This window comes from Kitasatospora sp. GAS1066B (assembly GCF_041262605.1).
Lineage (GTDB): Bacteria > Actinomycetota > Actinomycetes > Streptomycetales > Streptomycetaceae > Kitasatospora.
Window position 1 is genome coordinate 14,657 of sequence record NZ_JBGCCO010000036.1, and the last position, 14,451, is coordinate 29,107.

The 14,451-nt window shown below is 72.3% G+C and carries 15 protein-coding genes and 1 pseudogene; 13 read left to right on the plus strand and 3 right to left on the minus strand.

The annotated features are described in order from the left end of the window. Window positions 1-39 precede the first annotated feature (39 nt). The 10 genes from ABH937_RS31415 (at window position 40) to ABH937_RS31460 (ending at window position 10,411) form a co-directional block, all read left to right on the plus strand. Window positions 40-732: an SAF domain-containing protein gene (locus ABH937_RS31415; protein ID WP_280694711.1), complete on the plus strand. Its 693-nt coding sequence runs from the start codon at window positions 40-42 to the stop codon at window positions 730-732. Between the two features lie 38 nt (window positions 733-770). Next, window positions 771-1,559 (plus strand): hypothetical protein, encoded by a 789-nt coding sequence (locus ABH937_RS31420; protein WP_280694710.1) that lies wholly within the window; start codon window positions 771-773, stop codon window positions 1,557-1,559. After that, the gene (locus tag ABH937_RS31425) at window positions 1,552-3,129 is read left to right on the plus strand and encodes a CpaF family protein (RefSeq protein WP_370220191.1); all 1,578 of its coding nucleotides are present in this window, start codon (window positions 1,552-1,554) and stop codon (window positions 3,127-3,129) included. Before ABH937_RS31420 ends, ABH937_RS31425 begins: the two co-directional genes overlap by 8 nt. After that, window positions 3,126-4,043: a type II secretion system F family protein gene (locus tag ABH937_RS31430; RefSeq protein ID WP_370220192.1), complete on the plus strand. Its 918-nt coding sequence runs from the start codon at window positions 3,126-3,128 to the stop codon at window positions 4,041-4,043. The genes ABH937_RS31425 and ABH937_RS31430 overlap by 4 nt, the downstream gene beginning before the upstream one ends. Next, entirely contained in the window at window positions 4,040-4,939 is a 900-nt protein-coding gene (locus tag ABH937_RS31435) for a type II secretion system F family protein (RefSeq protein ID WP_370220193.1), read from the plus strand. Before ABH937_RS31430 ends, ABH937_RS31435 begins: the two co-directional genes overlap by 4 nt. A gap of 47 nt (window positions 4,940-4,986) precedes the next feature. Next, a complete protein-coding gene (locus ABH937_RS31440; RefSeq protein ID WP_280694706.1) occupies window positions 4,987-5,184 on the plus strand; it encodes a hypothetical protein in 198 nt (65 codons plus the stop codon). A 153-nt stretch (window positions 5,185-5,337) separates the two neighbouring features. Then, window positions 5,338-5,757: a TadE/TadG family type IV pilus assembly protein gene (locus tag ABH937_RS31445; RefSeq protein ID WP_370220194.1), complete on the plus strand. Its 420-nt coding sequence runs from the start codon at window positions 5,338-5,340 to the stop codon at window positions 5,755-5,757. Continuing rightward, entirely contained in the window at window positions 5,757-6,203 is a 447-nt protein-coding gene (locus ABH937_RS31450; protein WP_280694704.1) for a TadE/TadG family type IV pilus assembly protein, read from the plus strand. Before ABH937_RS31445 ends, ABH937_RS31450 begins: the two co-directional genes overlap by 1 nt. Next, entirely contained in the window at window positions 6,200-6,634 is a 435-nt protein-coding gene (locus tag ABH937_RS31455; protein ID WP_280694703.1) for a pilus assembly protein TadG-related protein, read from the plus strand. The genes ABH937_RS31450 and ABH937_RS31455 overlap by 4 nt, the downstream gene beginning before the upstream one ends. 3 nt (window positions 6,635-6,637) lie before the next feature. After that, a complete protein-coding gene (locus tag ABH937_RS31460) occupies window positions 6,638-10,411 on the plus strand; it encodes a LysM peptidoglycan-binding domain-containing protein (RefSeq protein ID WP_370220195.1) in 3,774 nt (1,257 codons plus the stop codon). A 240-nt stretch (window positions 10,412-10,651) separates the two neighbouring features. Here ABH937_RS31460 and ABH937_RS31465 read toward each other — a convergent pair whose 3' ends face one another. Next, on the minus strand, window positions 10,652-11,134 hold the full coding sequence (locus ABH937_RS31465; protein ID WP_370220196.1) for a hypothetical protein: 483 nt from the start codon (window positions 11,132-11,134) through the stop codon (window positions 10,652-10,654). Between ABH937_RS31465 and ABH937_RS31470 the strand changes: the two genes are divergently transcribed. Both ABH937_RS31470 and ABH937_RS31475 read left to right on the plus strand, forming a co-directional pair. Then, a complete protein-coding gene (locus ABH937_RS31470) occupies window positions 11,094-11,495 on the plus strand; it encodes a DUF5753 domain-containing protein (protein ID WP_370220215.1) in 402 nt (133 codons plus the stop codon). The genes ABH937_RS31465 and ABH937_RS31470 overlap by 41 nt on opposite strands. Further along, window positions 11,492-11,830, plus strand: a complete 339-nt coding sequence (locus tag ABH937_RS31475; protein WP_370220197.1) for a DUF397 domain-containing protein — start codon at window positions 11,492-11,494, stop codon at window positions 11,828-11,830. Before ABH937_RS31470 ends, ABH937_RS31475 begins: the two co-directional genes overlap by 4 nt. Before the next feature lie 143 nt (window positions 11,831-11,973). Here the strand turns inward: ABH937_RS31475 and ABH937_RS31480 are convergent, their stop codons facing one another. Continuing rightward, entirely contained in the window at window positions 11,974-12,342 is a 369-nt protein-coding gene (locus ABH937_RS31480) for a hypothetical protein (protein ID WP_280694722.1), read from the minus strand. A gap of 5 nt (window positions 12,343-12,347) precedes the next feature. Then, window positions 12,348-12,605: a hypothetical protein gene (locus ABH937_RS31485; RefSeq protein ID WP_280694700.1), complete on the minus strand. Its 258-nt coding sequence runs from the start codon at window positions 12,603-12,605 to the stop codon at window positions 12,348-12,350. Window positions 12,606-12,902: 297 nt separating this feature from the next. On the opposite strand from ABH937_RS31485, the pseudogene ABH937_RS31490 reads away from it, so the two are divergent. Beyond that, window positions 12,903-14,346, plus strand: a pseudogene (locus tag ABH937_RS31490) (NF041680 family putative transposase). Window positions 14,347-14,451: the final 105 nt, after the last annotated feature.

Below are 14,451 nucleotides of genomic sequence, written 5' to 3' on the forward strand. Positions count from 1 at the left end.
GCCAGCCCTCTCGCACCTGCTGTTGAAGGAAGAACGTCGATGGCACTGATCACCCAGAAGCGGCGCGCTGCCCGAGCCGACGATCCCGGTCGCCAGCAGAGCACGGCGCTGCCCATCACCGACAGCGCCCCCAGGCGCAGCCGGCGGCCCGCGTTGGTCGCGATCGGGGTGGCGCTGGCCGCAGTCGGCGGGCTCAGCTCGGCGTATTTCGTGACTGCGGCCGGGCACCGCACTGATGTGATCGCGGTGGCGCATGACATCCCGGCCGGGCAGGTGATCACGTCGGATGACCTGGTGCGTGCGTCGATGATCGCGGATCCGGCGCTGCACCCAGTGCCGGTGTCCCGTGCGCACGATGTCCTGGGCAAGACGGCGGCGATGGACCTGCCGGCCGGCAGCATGGTGACGGACCGTTCGGTTAGCGCCGGGCAGCCGCTGACGGCAGGCAAGGACACGGTGGGCGTGCTGGCCAGGCCCGGCCAGCTGCCAGCGGAAACGCTGCAGCCGGGGCAGGCGGTGATGGTGGTCCAGACGCCCGGCCAGCAGGACGCGTCCGGCGCGACGGCGAGCCAGCCGTCGACGATCAGCGCGATGATCGTGCAGGTCGCGGCCCCGGACGCGAACGGGGCGCGGGTGGTCGACCTCGCGGTGTCCCCGGTGGACAGTCCCGCGCTGGCGTCCTGGGCGGCGACGGGCCGGGTAGCGATCGTGCTGAAGGCGGCGCAGCGCTGATGGCCGTCGTTGCTCTCGTGTCGGCGAAGGGTGTCGGGGTGACGGCTTCGGCCCTCGCGCTGGCCCTGTCGGCTCCCACGCGCACGCTGCTGGCCGAGTGTGACCCGTCCGGCGGCATGATCCGCAACGGCTACCTGCAGGGCGCCGCCACTGCGGCGATCGGCCTGCACCGCCTTGCGGCGGCCCACCGCTCGGGCACGCTCGCCGAGGTCTTCGAGCAGCACCTGGTGCCGCTCGACCAGGCCGGCGGGCGCCTGCTGCTGCCTGGCATCACCGATCCCGCCCAGGCCGCGTCGCTGGCCGGCACCTGGGAAGCCCTGCACACGCTGCTGCGGGTGATGGAGCAGGACGGCTTCGACATCGTCATCGACGCCGGGCGCGTGGTGGTGGAATCCGCGACCCGCCTGAACGAGCTGCACTCCCCCGCCGCTCTGGTGCGCCGCGCTGATGTGTTGCTGCTGGTGGTGCGGGGCAGCGCTCCGTCGGTGGCCTCGGCCGCGCCGGTCGTCAAGACGCTGCGCGAGGACCTGGACGGCCACGGCACTGGCTCCGGCGCGCTGGGCCTGCTGGTGATCGAGGACGGCCCCTACCGGCCCGCCGAGATTGGCGCCCACCTCGGCGTGCCGGTCATCGCCGCGCTTCCGCACGACCCCGCGACCGCCCAGATCCTGACCGACGGTGGCAGGTTGCGCGGCAAGCTCTCGCTGGCGCCGCTGATGCGGGCCGGGCGCAGCGCGCACGAGCAGATCACACTCGCGGCAACGCGGCGCCGGCTCCAGCTGGCGCCCCGTGCCTCCTGGTCTCCGGCGGGGGTATCCCATGTCTGACGTCATGTCACCGCCACCGGCCGGGGCAGGCGCGTCGCGCGCCGAGCGGTTCAAGGACGCGCTCCTGCAGGGACAGTCCGGCCCTGGCTGGGCCGTCGCACCACTGGCAGCCCCGGCGGCGCCTGCGGTGGCGCCGCTCGTGCCCGGCCCGGTCCGCCCCTGGTCAGTACAGGCGGAACCGAACGCGAACGTGGGCGGTCTGGCGGTGCCGTACGCCCACGTGATCGAGCTGCGGCAGCGGGTGGCCGAGCAGCTGGCGCAGGCCTCGGCGGACACCCCGGGCATGAGTCTGGCGGACCGCCGACAGCTGGGCCAGAGCCTGGTGAACCGGGTGGTCGCCGAGTGGGCGACCGCCTACGCCGCCACCGCCGCTCCGCTGAGCGCTGCGGACGAGCGGGCGGTGCGCAGCGCGGTGTTCGCCGAGCTGTTCCAGGCCGGGCGGCTGCAGCCCTACCTGGACGACAGCGAGACGGAGAACATCATCATCTCCGGCCACGACTCGGTGACGGTCGACTACCGCGACCGGCCGGCCCGGAGGGTGGGGCGGATCGCGGAGTCGGATGGTGAGCTGATCGAGCTCATCAACCAGCTCGTGCGCACCCAGGGCCAGGGGGAACGCTCGCTCACCCCGGCCAGCCCGCTGCTCAACACCAGGTTGGCGGACGGGTCGCGGCTGGCGGCGACCGCGTATGTGACGCCGGTGCCAGAGATCGTGATCCGTCGTCACCGCACCCGCTCTCAGGGACTTGCGGACCTGCAGGCGTGGGGGACGATCGACGCCACCCTGGCGGCGTTCCTGCGGGCGGCGGTGTTGGCCGGCAAGAACATCGTCGTCGCCGGCTCGCAGGGCGTCGGCAAGACCTCGCTCATGCGTGCGCTGGGCCGTGAGATCCCCTCTTCGGAGCGGGTGGTGACGTTGGAGGGCGAGTACGAGCTGTGGCTGCACACCGACCCCGACGGGCCCACGGTGGTGGCGATGGAGGCACGCGAGGGCAACGGCGAACGCGGCCCGGACGGCCGCCCGTCCGGTGAGATCACCCTGGACGAGCTGTTCGTCCAGTCGCTGCGCATGAGCGCGCGCCGGGTGATCGTGGGCGAGGTCCGCGGCCGCGAGGTCCTGCCGATGCTCCACGCCATGGGCGAGGGCGAGGGCGGGTCGATGTGCACGCTGCACGCCAAGACCGCCGAGATGGCCGTCGAGCGTCTGGTCCTGCTCGCCATGCAGGCTGAGGGCACCCAGATGACCGACTCCCTGGCGTATCGGTTGGTCGCGAACGCGGTCGACCTCATCGTCTACCTGAGCCTGGTCGACGAGACCGCGATCGGCGGCAGCCGGCACCGCTTCGTCTCCCAGGTGGTGGAGATCACCGGCGTCGGTGAGGGCGGACGGCCCTCGCGCCAGCACATCTTCGGCCCCCGCGAGGAGGCAGGGCGGCGCGAGGTGCGCGCGGTGCCGCTCATGGCCCCGCAGTGTCTGCCGGACCTGGAGCGGGTCGGTTTCGACCGGCGCCTGCTCCAGCAGCCCTGGGGCGCGTGGGAGCGCCCGCTTCAGGCGGTGAGCCGGCTGTGACCCTCACCCCCGAGGCCCTGGTCGCCGCCGTCGCCGGCGCCCTGGCCGTGAGCGGCGCTCTGATCGCTGTTGTCGGCCTGGTCGGCACCACCTCCGCGCCCGTTGCCCGTCCCAAGGGCCCGCTCGAGCGGTGGCTGCGCGCCGCCGACGGCCAGGACGGTACCGGGCCGCTGAGCATGTGGGCGGATCGGCGTCTGCTGGTGTCCGGTGCCGGCGGCGCGGGCCTGCTGGTGTGGCTGCTCACCTCCTGGCCGCTGGGCGGCCTGCTGACGGCTGCCGCCATCGTGGGCATGCCGTGGATCCTGCAGCCCGGGCGCGGCAGCAAGGTGCAGATCCTGCGCCTGGAGGCGCTGGAGGAGTGGGTGCGGCGCCTGGCCGACATCCACACCGCCGGGATCAGCCTCGAGCAGGCGGTGGCGTCCAGCGTGCGCAGCGCGCCCAAGACGATCGCACCGTACGTGGCGCGCCTGACGTCGCGTCTGGCGTCGGGATGGCAGGCGAGGCTGGCCTACCGAGCGTTCGCCGACGAGCTGAACGACGCCAGCGTGGACAGTGTCGCCGCTCTGATGATCATGCATGCGGCGGATCGGGGCGCTGGGCTGAGCGCGGCGCTGCGGGAGCTGGCCGGGCAGCTGTCCGAGGAGGTGCTGATGCGCCGCAAGGTCGAGGCGGACCGGGAGAAGCCGCGCACCAACTTCCGCTGGGTGTCACTGTTCTGCATGGGGGCGTTCGCCCTGTCGATGCTCTCCGGCGCGTACGTCCAGCCTTACAACTCGATCACCGGGCAGTTGGTCCTGCTGATCCTGGCCGCCGCGTTCGTGGCGGTCCTGGTGTGGATGCGCCGCATGGCGCTCACCAAGCCCGCTCCCCGTTTCCTGCCGCCCGCCGACCGCGACCTTGGGGAGCCTTCGTGATCGTCTCCGCGCCCGCCCTCCTGTCCGGCGCGGCGCTTGGCCTGGGCGCGACTGTCGCGGCCGCCGGGCTGATGCGCCCGCGCGCCGACCTGGGCGACCTGCTGCGCCGATCCGACGCCAGTCGGCTGGAGAACCTGGAACCGCGCGCCGTCGCGGTCCAGACCTCGGCCTGGGACCGCGCGGGCGCCCGGGTGCTGGCCCTGGTCGGCGAGAGCGCGTTGCGCCTGCCCAGTCAGGAACTGGACCTGCTCGGACGAACTCCCGCCCAGCACGTCGGCAAACGGCTGTCCTTCGCGCTGGTCGGGCTGCTCGTGCCCTCCGTCACCATCGCCATGGTCGCGCTGGCCGGCATCTCCGTGCCGTTCACCCCGCCGGCGCTGGCCGCGATCGGCCTGGCCATCCTGTTCTCCCTCATCCCCAACATCCAGGCCCGCGAGGACGCCGCGACCGCCCGCCGCGAGTTCCGCTACGCCATCGCCAGCTACCTGGAGATGGTCTGCCTGGAGCGCGCCGCCGACGCCGGACCCTCCGAAGCACTGCGCCGGCCCACCGAGTTGGGCGAGGGCTGGGTGTTCGCCCGGCTGCGCGACGCGCTCGCCCGCGCCGAGCTGGCCGGCATCCCGCCGTGGGAGGGCCTCAAGCAGCTCTCCGAGGAACTCGGGGTGCCGGAGCTTGGGGCGCCGGCCGACATCATGGCGCTCGCCGGCGAGGAGGGCGCGGCCGTCTACTCCACGCTGCGGGCCCAGGCTCGCAGCCTGCGCGGCGTCCTGATGACCGACGCCCAGGCCGAAGCCAACGCCGTCTCCGAAAAGATGATCGTCCCGGTGACAGCCCTGGTGATCATCATGTCCATCTACATGGCCTACCCGGCCATCACGAAGATCATGGCCGCCTGACCGGCCATCACCATCCCCAAAGATCCCCACGGAAGGCTCGCACCACCATGATCTCCAACGATCCGACCCTGCAGTACCTGATCACCCTGCTGCGCGCCCGCTTCGCCGAACTGCGTGAGGAGAAGGAGCGCGGCGCCCTGTCCATCGAGATGGCCATCCTCGTCGCTGTCCTGGTCGCCGGCGGCATCGGCCTCTCCATCTTCCTGGCCGCCAAGTTGACCGAGAAGGAGAACGCCATCAAGTAGGCCCGGATGGCCCGCACCGACGCGGGCCGCCTGGGTCGGGCCCACCCGCCGCCGCGCTCGACCCCCTTGCCAGGGCCCGCGCCGCGCCGCCGGGCCCGGCAGGACGACACACCGCCCAAGACCGCACCACCGACTCGCTTCCGGGAGGACGCGTTGCCCCGACCGCTGCGCCCTCTCTCCTGGGCGCGTACCCGCTTCGCCCGCGCCGGCCGCGACCGCGGCGCCCTGTCACTTGAACTCGCCATCGTCTTTCCCTTCATCATCGCGGCGATCTTCACGGCCATCATGGCGGGCCTGTGGTACCACGCCCGCAACGTCGCCCTGTCCGCGGCCCAGCGCGGTGTGGAGACCGCCCGTGTCCAGGGCGGCACCCTCGACCAGGGGATGAGCGTCGCTGGCGACTTCCTCGACCGGGCGGGAAGCAGCATCAGCGGACGCGCCGTCACCGGATCCGACGGGGCAATTGTGAGTATCGAGGTCACCGGCCGGGTCGACACCTTCATCCCGGGGCTGAGCCTGTCGATCGACCAGCACGCCAGCGCCGCCCGCGAGCGTGTGACGGCGGTGCCGTGATGCGGCCCCTGATGCGGCGTCACCGGGACCGGGGAAGCCTGAGCCTGGAGGCGGCGATCCTGGCGCCCGTACTGCTGCTGGCCATTCTGCTCATTGTCGCGGCTGGCCGCAGCCACCTGGCGGGCAATGTGGTCGATGACGCCGCCCGTGAGGCCGCCCGCGCCGCCTCCCTGGAACGCGACGGCATCACTGCCCGCAACGAGGGCAGCCGGGTCGCGCAGCAGACCCTGCAGGACCAGGGACTGAAATGCGTCTCGCTGTCCGTCGACGTGCCCACCGGCGGCTTCGCCGCCGCGATCGGCACCCCGGCCAGCGTCAAAGTCACTGTCAGTTGCACCGTCGATCTGTCCGACCTGACCATCCCTGGCGTGCCCGGCAGCACCACCGTGACTGGTACCTTCACCAGCCCGATCGACCCTTACCGAGGCCGGGTGACGTCCCCATGACCGGTGTCATCGCCCGCCTGCGGGCCCGCCTGGCCGGTGGTGAACGCGACCGCGGGAGCATCTCGCTGTTCGTCGCCACCGCCTTCATCGCGATCCTGGCCGTCTTGGCCCTGGTCGCCGACGGCGCCGGCAAGCTCAGCGCCCTCAACCACGCCCAGGCCACCGCCCAGGAAGCCGCCCGCGCCGGGGCGGACACCGTCAACGCGGGAGCGGCGATCTCCGGCGACGGCATCACCATCGACCGAAACGCCGCCCAGCACGCCGCCACCGCCTACCTCGCCCAAGCCGGCGTCAACGGCAGCGTGTCCTTCGGCAGCGACGGCAGCATCATCGTCGACACCACCCAGACCTACACCCCGCAGTTCCTGCCCGTCGGCGGCGGAACCGTCACCGGCCACGCGAGCGCCAAGCTGATCCTCCAGGGAGGCTGACCCATGCCCCACCGCACCACCTCCCGCCTCGGCACCACCCTCCGCGGCCTGACCGCCCTGATGGCCCTGGCCGCCCTCACCGCCGGAGTACCGCTCGCGCTCGCGCGGGTCGGCATCCTGCCCGCACACGTCCCGTCCTGGCACGACATCACCACCGCGCTCACCTCGCCCGACAGCGGCGTGCTGTTCCTCGGCACCATCACCGTGATCGGCTGGGCGGCCTGGCTGTCCTTTACCCTGTCCGTGGTGGTCGAGGTCGGCGCGCTACTGCGCCACCGCCAGGCCCCGCGCATCCGCGTCCTGGGCCCCGCCCAACGGATGGCCGCCACCCTGGTGGCCGGCGTCGTCCTGCTCCTGCCGACCACCGGCGCGTTCGCCGACGCCCCCACCGCCAGCGCCGCCACAGCCACCGCACCCGCCGCCATCCAGGCAGGCGCCGCCGCGACCGCTGTCCCAACCTCGGCGGCCGCCGGCCAGCAAGCCTGGACCGGCCCGGTCCACCAGGTCGTACGCGGCGACACTCTATGGGACCTCGCACAGCACTACCTCGGATCCGGCACCCGCTGGCACGACATCGCCCAGCTCAACATCGGCATCCGCCAGACCGACGGCACCGTGCTGACCGCGGACGTCCTGGACCTACAGCCCGGCTGGACCCTGCACCTGCCCGCCGACGGCCAACCGGCAACCCCCGCCACCACGCCCGGCACGGTCCCGACAGCCGCGATGGCCACACCCAGCCCGGCCGCAACGACCGCTTCCCCCACGCACACCGTGCGGTCGTCCACCGAGACCCCGTGGGGCCTGGCGATCCGCTACCTCGGCGACGGGCAGCGCTGGGCGGACATCGCCGCCCTCAACCCGAACCTGCGCCTCGCCGCCGACACCGCCCTGCCCCAGGGCACCGTCATCACCCTGCCCGCCGACGCCAGCCCCGACAGCCCTACGGCCACGGCCGGCGCGAACGCACCGAAGGCAAGCAGCACCACAACCGCACAGCCTGCCGCCGACCGTACCGACGCCCCGACACAGGGCGCGGGACCAGGTGCAGGGACACGGCAGGTGACAGTGCACCAGGGCGACAGCCTCTCGTCCATCGCCGCCGCCGACTACGGCGACGGCGACAAGTGGCCGGTGATCTTCGACGCCAACCGCGGCGAAGCACTTCCCGACGGCGGACGCTTCACCAACCCCGACCTCGTCTACCCCGGCCAGCAGCTCTACCTCCCCGCCGCCCAGAACCCGACCGGCGGAGCGCCCAGCGCCCCCGCACCGGTGGCCCAGGCGCCGGCCGCCGCCCTGCCGACAACCGCTCCGGCGGGAGACGGCAGCCACGCGGACAACGGCCAGCAGCACGGCGGGCAGGAGACCGCTGCACCGAGCACAGCGCCGACACCAGCCCCGGCCGACACCCCGTCAGCCGCCCCCGCCACACCCAGCACCTCCCCCGCCACGCCGGACAACACCCCGATCCCGACACCCGCTGCCGCCGAGGCGGTCGTCCGCTCGCACGCCGCCCCCACCCATTCCCTCGCGCCGGCCGAGGTCTGGCTCGGCGCAGCGGCGATGGCCGCCGCCCTGCTCGGGGCGGTCGCCCTGCGCCGCCGCCTGCAGCAGCGCCGGGTGCGCCCCGGACGGCACATCCCGCTGCCCGCCGCCAACGTGGCCGCCACCGAGCAGTCCCTGCGCGCCACCCAGCGCCCAGGCGCCTTCGACCTGCTCGACCACTCGCTACGCACCCTGGCCCTGCACCTGACCCAGATCGGGCGCGAGCTCCCCGCCCTCGAGGCCGTCATCGTCACCGACACCCGGGTCGAACTCCACCTCGCCGACAGCGAGAACCCAACACCGGTGAGGCCGTTCACCGCCGGCGCCCGCCAGGGCGTGTGGGTCTGCGCCGCCAGCGCCGCGCTGGCCGGCGAGGACGAGCTGGCCGACACTGGCACCCCCTACCCTGCGTTGGTCTCGCTCGGCTGGACCGCCCAGGGCCACCTCGTCCTAGTCGACTTGGAGCACATCGGCCTCCTCCGCCTCGGCGGCGACCCCGTCTTCGCCCGGCACGTCCTGCAGGCCCTGGCCGTCGAGCTGGCCACCACCCCGTTGCCCGGCTTCCTGGAGATCACCACCGTTGACAGCACCGCGCCCGGCCTGGAAGCGGCCGTGCCCGAGCGCGTCGAGCGCGCCTACCTGACCCGCACGGCGGACATCTTGACCGCCCACACCGCCGCACAGCGCCGCGCCCTGGCCCACGCCGGCGCCGGCGCCGGCGCCGGCGCCGAAAGGCTGCGGGCCGCACGCCTCGCGGACGCGGCCGGCGACTCCTGGACACCGCACATCGTCCTGGCCGACCACCTGCCCGAGGGCCCCGACGTCGACCGGCTCACCCAGGCCGTGCTGCAGCAGCCGCACCCGGCAGCCGCGATCATCACCACCACGCCGGGTCCGGTACCCGACGGCGGCTGGACACTGGCCTGCAACGGACCCGACCAGACGGTGGTCCTGCCCGGATCCGGCCTCACCGTGCACCTGCAAGGCCTGGCCGACGAGCACTACGCCGACGCCCTCGACATCCTCATCCTCGCCGCCAGCAACGCCGACGCCCCCGCCCCGGCCTGGATCACCCAGGCCGCCCAGGACGACCCCAACGACGTGCCGCTACCGGCCGCGCCCGCCCGGAACGAGGACGACGAAGACGAGGCTGCGGACGAACACGAAGACGGGGACGGGGACGGGCTGCCCGCCGAGTACGCCGAGCTGGAGCAGGAAGCGCTGGCCGATGGACCCGACGCACCCGGGGCGGCGCCCGCCGCCCCGAACCCGGTCGCACAGGAGCCGCTCGACGAGCAGCCGACCCACGGGGCTGGCGGTCCGCAACCCGCCACCGGCCCCTCCCTCGCGGACATCCTCGCCGAGACCGATACTTCCTCGAGCAACCCGCACCCCGTCGCCGTCGCACGGCCCGCGGTCCCGGCCCCGGCCCCGGCCCCGGCCACGCGGCTCCCCCAGCCCAGCGCCGCGCCTGACGGCCCGTCCGTCCTGGTGCTCGGCCCCATCGCCATCGAAGGCGCTGCCGGCCGCATCGACTCCAACCGGATCCGCCCCGCCACCGAGCTGATCACCTACCTCGCGCTCAACCCCGGCGTCGACCACCTGGCAGTCGACTCCGCGCTGCGGCCCGGACAGGTCGTCACCAAGGAAGTCCGCAACGCCCTCATCAGCAAGGCGCGCGCCTGGCTCGGAAAAGCCCAGGACGGCACCGCCCACCTCCCCCACATCCAGAACACCCCCGACAACCGCTACCGCCTGGCACCCACCGTCACCTGCGACTGGGACCACTTCCTGCGTTTCTCCCGCACCGGCCACGCCGACCCCGGCGAGGACGGCACCCTGGCCCTGCGCCGCGCACTCGCCCTCGTACGCGGCCGCCCCTTCGCCGCCACCGACCCCGGCCGCTACGCCTGGGCGGAGCCCGCCATCCAGGGCATGGTCTCCGAGATCACCCACACCGCCCATGAGCTGTCCACCCGCTGTCTGGAGACCGGCGACATCCCCGGCGCCCTGTGGGCAGCACGGCGCGGCCTGCTCGCCGCCGAGGAGAACGAGATCCTGCACCGCTGCCTCTTCCGCGCCCACCACGCCGCCGGCGACCTGGACGCGCTACAAGCCTCCGCCGCCGCCCTCACCCGCATCAACCACGAGCTGGGCGACTACGACTGCGAAGCCGAGACCGCCGCGCTGCTCCAGGAGCTGCTGCCCCGCCGGGTATCCGTTCGCTGACCGCGAGGCGGTAACAGCGACTGACGACGTGTGGGTCACCGTCCTTCCCCGCAGCGGCTGTCAGCTGGACGAGCAAAGGCGCGATGCCGGTGTCGCCGCTGGTGTATTGCGCGCCACGGATGAGGATGGCGGGGCGTGCCGCGCCGGATTGGCCCGTGAGGGCGGAGGCAGCGCCGGCGAGTTCGTGAACGCGGTTGATGTCGCCGGGGGTGGCGCTGGAGCAAGTATGCGGCCGACTGGTCAGATCCTCCCACCGGGCCAGGACACCGCTGTGTCGACCGGGACTCCGTACTCCGCCCCGGGCACGTCCCAGCCATACAGCTCGCGGAACTGGCCGTAGAACCACGCCGGTCCCGCAGGGGAGTCGGCCAGCACGGTGGCCGGGTCCTCCCACCGCTTGCGGACACGGTCCTGGACGTCCTGGTCCATCTCCCAGTCGTCCAGGCGGATGCGGCCCTGCCCGTCTAGGTTGAGCGGCCGAGTACCGGCCAGTTGCTTCCACAGGTCCTGCGCCTGGTCGGCCGTGGTGCGCCAGCCCTGCTGGCCCAGCACGGTACGCAGCAGTGAGGTGTAAAGGGCGATCGAGGGGATGGCGGTGGATGCCTGGGTGACGGCGGTTCCGGCGACACGGTGAAGGCGCGGCCGCGGCCGTCCAGCAGGTCGGCGTTGAAACAACGTCGCGCTGCGCAAGGAACGCCTGGAGACGCCTGGTGATCCTGTCAAGCTGTGGGCGATCCTGTACGAGCCGGCGCTACGGTACGTGGTCGGCGACCCGGACCTGATGCGCGCCCAGTACGAGGAGATCACCCGGCTTTCGATGTTCGACCACGTGACGGTGCAGGTCCTGCCGCAGTCCGTCCGCGGCTACCTGGCGCTCGGCGACTTCAGCGTTCTGGGCCTCGGCGACACGCTGCCGGCGACGGTCCAGGTCGACAACGCCGGGGCCGGGATGTCCATGACCGACAAGCCGCGCGACGTCGGACGGTTCACGCGGATGTTTGAAGCGCTGTCCCGCTCGGCTCTTCCGGCCGAGTCGACACCGGATTTCCTGCAACAACTCACCCGAGAGGTACTCAGCACATGACCACCAGGCCCACCACCGACCTGGCCCAATGGCGCAAGTCGACCTATAGCGGCAGCGGCAGCGGCAGCGGCAACAACTGCGTCGAGGTCGCCGACCTCCGTGCCACCGAGCACCAGGCCGTCGCCGTGCGCGACTCCAAGAACCCCGACGGGGCGGCCCCGCGGCGTTCGGCGCCTTCGTGGCGTTCGCCCAGTACTGCACCATCTGACCCTCAATCGCAAGGGCTGCCTCCCCCGTCCGAAGCAGGGGGAGGCAGCCCTTCACTGTGCCGTGCCGGTGTTCCATTCCCGATGAGCGGCGAGATCACGCCACCCTCACAGGTCAGTGCAAGGTGAAGTCGATTCTTGGGAGTACTCGGCCCCGAGCCGCTTCTACTGTGGCTTCGGGCTGTGTCGCAGGCTGCGTTCCCTCGACCAAAGGAGTGCACCCACGGAACGGCGCGGTTCAGGCTGGCGCCCGCCGAGTGCGGCGCGGCGGTTCAGGACGTCAGATCGATGATCCGGACCGGCTGGCCCTTCCAGCGGATCGGGTCGACGGTGGCGACGACGGCGCCGTCCGGGCGCTCCGGGGTCGGTGCGGCGGCGTAGCGGGTGTGTGCTTCGGCCCAGGTGCTTTCGGCGGCCAGCGCCAAGGCGGCTGCGAGGTCGAGGTCGAGCACCGTCACGGCCGGCAGGGCTGCGAGGTGTTCGGCGGTGCCGGGGCGGGTGCGGTCGGCTTCCACGAGGGCGCAGGTGGGGGCGTAGAGGTACCAGCCAGCTTCGGCGTGGGCGCGGTAGATGAGGCGGGAGGCGAGGATGTTGCCGCGGCCGGCTGCGACCATCGCGGTGTCGTCGAGGACGACGTGCAGGGCGGTCACTGGCCGCCCGCCTGGGCCAGGCGCCGGTCGAGCTCGGCGTCCAACTGCTGGGCGCGAGCGGCGTCGGGGTCGTAGCCGTTCCAGGCGTGGAGCTTCTGGCGGGCCTGCTCGGCACGCTCGGCACGCTCGGCGGGGGTGAGCACGGTGTCGGCGAGGCGAGCCAGGTAGGCGCGCACGGACAGGTGCTCGGCTGCGGCGACCTCGGCGAGGCGGTCGCGCGTCTCTGCGGTGACGCGGATGTTGGCGTCGGGCATCAGGGTCCTCCTTCTCAGTCGCTTCCAGGATACGGGTACGTACCCGTATCCGTCTAGCGACGGGTACGTACCCGTACCCGTCATGATCAAGCCAGGGCAATACGTGCGCGCGCCCTTCCGGTCCATCCGTCAGATTGCGAAGTTCAGCAGGGAGCAGCGGTGAGCTTGTGATTTATCGTCTGACTTCGAACAAGCGGACCTGGTGATCACTCATCCGGGTGTTTCCAGGACGGCGGTACGGCCTTCGCGTGATCCTGAACTCGACTAAGAGGGGCAGGACTTGACGCGAAGGCCGTGATGGTGAGTCTGGTGGAACAGGGCGGGCAGTGCGAGCCGTTCGCGGAACTGTCACGCTTCCGGGAGGTCTTCTGCGACTGCCTGACCGAACGGCGCGACGCGCTGTTCGAGCTCGCCGACGCGGTGCTGTGCACCGACGGGCCAGTGAAGACCCTGGTGGATCTGGCGCTCGCGCCCGAACACGTCGCGGCCACGGCGCGCTGAACAAGGGCTGCCTCGACGTCGAGCAGTTCCGGACCGAGCTGGCCAGCCTGCCGCTACCGCGCGCCGCCGACGGCCGTCTGGTCCTGGCGGTGGACGTCACCCCGTGGCTGCGGCCGGATGCCGCCACCAGCAACGCCCGCTCGTTCTGCCACACCTACGGCCGCGGCGAGAACAAGCACCTGATGATCCCCGGCTGGCCCTGCTCGTGGGTCGTCGCCCTGGAATCGGGCCGGATCTCGTGGGTCGCACCGCTGGACGCCGTCCGGCTTCGGCCCGGCGACGACCTCGCCGCGGTGACCGCCTCGCAGCTGCGGGACTTGGTCGAGCGCCTGATCGCCGTGGGCCAGTGGCATCCGGGGACCCCGCGGTGTGGATCGTGGCCGACGCGGGCTACGACGTGATGCGCCTGTCATACCTCCTGCGCGACCTGCCCGTCGAAAACCTGGGACGCCTGCGCTCGGACCGGTGATGCGCCGTCCGGCACCGACCCGCGCGGAGTTCGCCGCGGCCAACCCCGCCGGGGGCCGGCCACCCAAGCACGGCAGCGAGTTCATCTTCAAGGACAGCCGGACCTGGGGCGCCCCGGACGCCGAGACGAAGGCGGAGACCACCCGCTACGGCACCGCCCACGCCCAGAGCTGGGACCGGCTCCACCCCGAACTCCAGCAGCGCGCCGCCTGGCGGGACCACCCCGGCAAATCATCCGCCTCCAGGTCGACCACCTGCCCAGCGGCGGCGACCCCAAGCCGCTGTGGCTGTGGTGGTCACGACCGACAGCCTGCCCGGCAGAGACCGATCTTGCCTGGCAGACCTTCTTTCGGCGATTCGACCTCGAGCACTTCTTCAGGATGATCAAGCAGACACTCGGCTGGGCCGCTCCGAGACTGCGCGCGGCCGAGGCGGTGGACCGCTGGACCTGGATCGTAGTCGCCGCCCACACCCAACTCCGCCTCGCCCGCCCCCCCTGGCCACCGACCTACGACGGCCGTGGGAGAAGCCGGCCGAACCGAACAGGCTCACCCCCGCCCGGGTCCGGCGCGGGTTCCGACACCTGCACGCCGGAACCTCAACACCAGCCGCAGTGCCAAAACCCTCCCGGCCCGGCCCCGGCCGCCCACCCGGCTCGAAGAACCGCCGCCCCGCGAACCACTACGACGTGGGCCTGATCCTGGCCACCGGCGAGCCCTACCGCAGGCCGGCCCACCACAAGGTCGGCACCAAGCCACGCCGCACCGGATAAATCACAAGGTGAGACGCTGTGTTCAAACCGTTCCTGCAGGTCATTGCCCTGACGTAGCAATGGCGCGTGACGTGGCGTTCGGATTGGCGTCACGGTAACGCTGAT